The sequence below is a fragment of the Rahnella perminowiae genome (assembly GCF_019049755.1).
GTDB lineage: Bacteria > Pseudomonadota > Gammaproteobacteria > Enterobacterales > Enterobacteriaceae > Rahnella > Rahnella perminowiae.
In genome coordinates this window covers 1-5,113 of the sequence record NZ_JAFMOS010000330.1, presented here as the reverse complement: position 1 = coordinate 5,113, position 5,113 = coordinate 1, and the positions used below count along the sequence as shown (strand labels likewise).

Sequence of the window (5,113 nt, the reverse complement as noted above, 5' to 3'; positions counted from 1 at the left end):
ATATAAGGATATATTATGAACAAAAAAATTATCGCACTTCCTTTGAGTATCTTACTTACTCTGGGCCTAATGGAAACTGCCTCGGCAACCGGTACCGTTAATTTTAAAGGAAATTTAGCAGGCAGTGTCTGCACAATTGATGTCAATAATACGGGTACGGACAATAGCATTATCGAACTGGGTAATATCGAGGCTAATGCTCTCAAAGCCGTGGGTGCAACATCTCCGGCCGTCAACTTCAAAGTCAGTATGACAGGTTGCCCGTCAGGTTATTCCAGCTTTCAGTTCCAGTTTTCTGGTGATGAATATGGTTCAACCGGCGACTTTGCTGTATCGCATGGACAGGATGACGGTGTCGTTATTGAACTGAAAGACAGTAATGGCAGCCAGATATCACCTAATACCCCGATTCAGGTGGCAGCACCGGCCAGTAGCGATGCAAAAATAGAACTGCCTTTCACTGCAAACATTCGCTCTACCAAAGGTGAAGCCGCAGTGGGTCAGTTTGTTATGGCTACCAATATTTCTGTTATGTACGAATAACAGATAGCCGTAAACAATAGTCCTTTATGAGACAACCTGAAAAGGGTGTCTCATAAAATAAGGCTCACTATCTTTTTCAATTTGTGGATCTCTTTATGTCATTTGTTAAAAAGGCCCTGTTGCCTCTCATTTTATTAACCCAATCATCATTCGTTTTCGCGGGTATACAAATCGGTGCGACACGTGTTATTTATGAGGAACAGAGACAGGATTCCGTCATAAAGATATCAAACCCAGACAAAACCAACAATTATCTGATCCAATCGTGGGTTGAATCATTATCAGACGCCCCATCTGCAACAGATGCCATAAAGAAAAAATCAAAATCGAAAGTTAAATCTCCTTTTATCGTTACTCCTCCACTCTTCAGCCTTTCTGCAGGCGAAGAAAATGTGTTGCGTATTATTCATAATGGTGCCGCTCTGCCCGCTGATCACGAGTCCGTCTTTTGGCTGAATATTAAGTCCATACCTGAGACGGAAAAGAAAGACTCGAACACGATGGTTTTTTCAGTCAAGTCAACGTTGAAACTTATTTATCGTCCTGAAGCGCTCTCAGGGGATAAAGCCACCCGCGCTTATCAAAAAATCACATTTAAAAAGCAGGGAAACCAACTCATTGCCACGAATCCAACTCCCTATTATCTGACATTTTCCTCAGTCAAAGTTGATGGCAGAGAACTGGTGATTAAAAACAAAGCAATGCTCGCGCCTGTTTCGTCAATGACTTATGAATTAGGAAATTCGTCAAGCACAGCGACGGTTTCATGGACAACGCTGGGCGATCAAGGCCAGACGACACCGGCAGAAACATCGAAGCTCTGATTTTTCAGTTAATTTTTTATGCCGTCCGCATTTACTGATGAGGACGGCATTTTGTTTTTTGTGTTTTTACTTAAGAAGTCTCGCTGACAAGACGTCAGAATTGCTCCCTTTTTATTCATATCGCAGGAAGGCGCAGCTGTAAGATTAAAGGATTGATCATGTCAAAATTGTTCTACCTAAAAGCCGCAAAAAGGCCAAAATATTCCTGGAGTAAAATAGCCTGCATAACGTGTGCCGAATTATTGATCATCCTGAACCCGACGTTAGCCTTAAGCGCAGAAAAATATTATGACGCAAGCGCACTCGAATTAGATGGCCCAGAAGGTGGACAGCAGGTAGACTTGTCTCGATTCAATACGCCGGGTAAACAGTTACCTGGTATATATCACGTCGAAATATACATAAATGAACAAAGCATCGGACAACATGAAATTAATTTTGTAGAGAATGAAAAAGGAGAATTAGAACCAGAGATCCCATTGAGCCAATACCGTAAAGCAGGTGTTAAAATTGATGAAATTCCTGCATTTGCAGACAGTAAAGACGACAGCATCATTGTAGATCTTGATAAGAAAATTGAAGGAGCATACGCTAAGTTTAATTTCAAACAACAACGCGTTACGGTTAACATTCCACAGATCTTAATGAAAAATATCCCTTCCGATTACATTGATCCCGAACAATGGAGTCAGGGGCTGACAACTGTTTTTACCAGCTATGACTTTAGCGGTGCTCAAACCCATGATAAAAATATCGGTTCTGAAGAAGGTGATCAGTACCTTAATTTACGTAATGGTGTAAATCTTGGAGCATGGCGATTAAGAAATTACACAACCTGGAGTCATAATTCCAGTGGCGATAAATGGGATAATATCAATACTTACCTGCAAAAGGATATTGCAAAAATAAAAGGTAAATTAACACTGGGTGACGATTCAACCCAAAGTGATGTTTTTGATAGTTTAGCTTTCCGCGGGGTGGAAATTGCCTCGGAAGACAGAATGATGTCAAGCAGAGAAAGTGGTTTTGCGCCTGTTATTCGCGGCATAGCGAATACCGCAAATGCTCAGGTCACGGTCAGTCAGGGTGGGTATGTAGTTTATCAAACCTATGTGCCCGCGGGCCCGTTTGAAATAACTGATTTATTCCCCAGTACGGGGGGTGGGGACCTTGACGTCACCGTTAAGGAAGCTGACGGAAGTGAACGCAAATTTACGCAAAGTTTTGGCTCAGTCCCTGTAATGCAGCGGGAAGGACATCTGAAATACGAAGTTATGGCGGGAAAATATAACAATGACAGTGGTTCCGCTCAAGATCCTAATGTTGCTTTAATTACCGGGCTTTACGGTTTGCCACATGATACAACCGTATACGGTGGCTTGACCAACAGCGATAAATATACAGCGCAACAGCTTGGCTATGGCCTCGGATTAGGGCCATTCGGTTCGGTGTCTGTTGATGCGACACATTCGGAAACGCGCACTGACCGTAAAGTTTTTTCAGGAGAGTCATACCGTTTAAAGTATGCAAAATCCCTTAACAGCATGGGAACACAAATTAATTTATCCGCCTTCCTTTTTCCGGGTAAAGACTATTATTCTTTTGAAGATGCGCTGGACATTATCAGTGATGACTCAAACTTATCATCTGGCCAAAAACATGACCGATATGAAGTGAGTTTCAGCCAACCACTGAAAGATTATGGTTCCATTTCAGTCTATGCATATAGACAAAACTATTGGGATCAGGAACCCGATAATTATTTTTCAGTTTCCTATAGCGGTAGTTATGGGGCTATGACACTAAGCATTAACTATAACTATACACAGAGCGAAAACGGCGAACCAGATAAACAACTCGCCTTAAATCTTCAGGTACCTTTAGAAAGTTTATTACCGCAAACCTGGGCGACATATTCCATGACATCAGACAGTTCCAACCACATTGTCCAGACGGCAGGAATCAATGGCACCCTTCTTGAAGGCAACAATCTGAATTATGGTATCAATTCCACTGTGGGAAACGATAGTGATGGGGGAAGCATTAATGCCGTCTACAAAGGATCATCTGCTGAACTGACCAGTAATTACAGCGAGTCTTTAGCAAACCGGCGATTAAGTTATGGCATCCGGGGTGCAATACTGGCACATCCTTATGGTGTAACACTCTCCCAACCATTATCTTCCGATGCCCCCATTGCATTGGTCAGAATACCTGATCAGGAAAATATTTCGATTACAAATGGTGTCGGAATTAAAACCGACAGCCGGGGATATGCCGTCGTGCCAAATATACAGCCCTACCGGGTCAATGCAATTGGGCTCGACACTGATTCTCTGTCCAGTAATTTAGAGATTGCCACAACGATGAATAATGTCATCCCTACTGATGGTGCATTAGTATTAGCTGACTTTAATGTCCGTTCAGGAGAACGTGTATTAATGACATTATCGCGCCCTGACAATCATGAAATTCCTTTTGGCGCGACAGCAACAGCTGGTGAAAATAGTAGCAACAGTATTGTTGCAGATAATGGCTTAGTGTATTTGATTGGTATGCCAAAAAAAGGAATCGTGACCGTAAAGTGGGGAGATGAACAAGATGAGCAATGCAAGGCAGCGTTTGAACTTCCTGCTCTTCCCAAAGACAGTAAAGACAAAAAATTCTCAATGGTTGAAATTAATGGATTATGTGTTTAGGAGATAAATAATGTTACAACCAGGAACAACAAGAAAGCCAGTGACAAAAATGTCACTTTTACTCACGAAGACAGGGATATTTTTTCTCTTCTTTTTTCCTGTACTAAGCCATGCTCAATGCACATCGACTGAGCAGGCGCGTGAATTAACATTTACTCCCGGACATATCGTGATCCCACACAATCGTCCGGCGGGCTACGTGCTTTATGAACAAGTATTGACAGACCCGTCCAGTGGCGGAGCCAGTAAGATACTCAACTGTCAGGGTGGGGGTAAAATAAGCGCCAGAATTAATTTAGGAAATTTATTAAAAAACAATATTTACAGTACAAACATTCCGGGTGTCGGATATCGTTTATCATTAACTGAGCACCCGTTCCCCTGGGATCTTGATTTAAAATGTAACAATACGATTTGCCAACGTGATATCCCGGTTAATACACAATACAAACTAGAATTAATTAAAACCAATGACCGTAAGACAACGGCCGGTGTGTTATCCGCGGGGCGTTATGCAAAATTAATGACTGACGGCGGGAGTGATATTACTCACATTAATATTGGCAGTACCCTAATCGCACCCTCTGCCTGTACACTTTCCGATGAAAACATTCACGTTGATTTAGGACGCTTTGATGTTAAAGATTTCAAAGGACCGGGTAGCAGTGTAGGCGAGCGGAATTTCAGAATTGATCTCAATTGTGATGCCCAAATGCAATACAGTATTGTATTTGATGGCATTGAACCTGAAGCAAAACCTTCCAATGGGCTGATCGCATTAGATAAAATCCCAGGAAGTGCCGAAGGGATCAGTCTAAGAATTAAGCATAACAGTCAGCCAGTTGAATTGAGGAAAGATATCCCCTTCACATCAGACGTAATGGGTACAACCTCGTTATTATTCAGTGTTGAATACTACCAGATAATGGATAATGTGGTCGCGGGTAAAGCCAATGGTAAAGCGACATTTAATATACGCTATGATTAATACGTTTATGAGGGGGGGTCATCGATGACTCCCTCATAAGTCATCAGTATTTCTCAGGG

4 protein-coding genes are annotated in these 5,113 nt (G+C 42.1%); all 4 read left to right on the top strand.

Annotated features, from left to right (window positions below):
* Positions 1-15: 15 nt before the first annotated feature.
* The 4 genes from J1785_RS03465 (at position 16) to J1785_RS03450 (ending at position 5,054) form a co-directional block, all read left to right on the top strand.
* Entirely contained in the window at positions 16-543 is a 528-nt protein-coding gene (locus J1785_RS03465; protein ID WP_217218815.1) for a fimbrial protein, read from the top strand.
* 95 nt (positions 544-638) lie between these two features.
* Positions 639-1,367, top strand: coding sequence for a fimbrial biogenesis chaperone (locus J1785_RS03460; protein ID WP_217218814.1), 729 nt, complete (start codon positions 639-641; stop codon positions 1,365-1,367).
* 158 nt (positions 1,368-1,525) lie between these two features.
* A complete protein-coding gene (locus J1785_RS03455) occupies positions 1,526-4,066 on the top strand; it encodes a fimbria/pilus outer membrane usher protein (protein WP_217218813.1) in 2,541 nt (846 codons plus the stop codon).
* Positions 4,067-4,076: 10 nt separating this feature from the next.
* The gene (locus J1785_RS03450; RefSeq protein WP_217218812.1) at positions 4,077-5,054 is read left to right on the top strand and encodes a fimbrial protein; all 978 of its coding nucleotides are present in this window, start codon (positions 4,077-4,079) and stop codon (positions 5,052-5,054) included.
* The last annotated feature ends 59 nt before the right edge of the window (positions 5,055-5,113 follow it).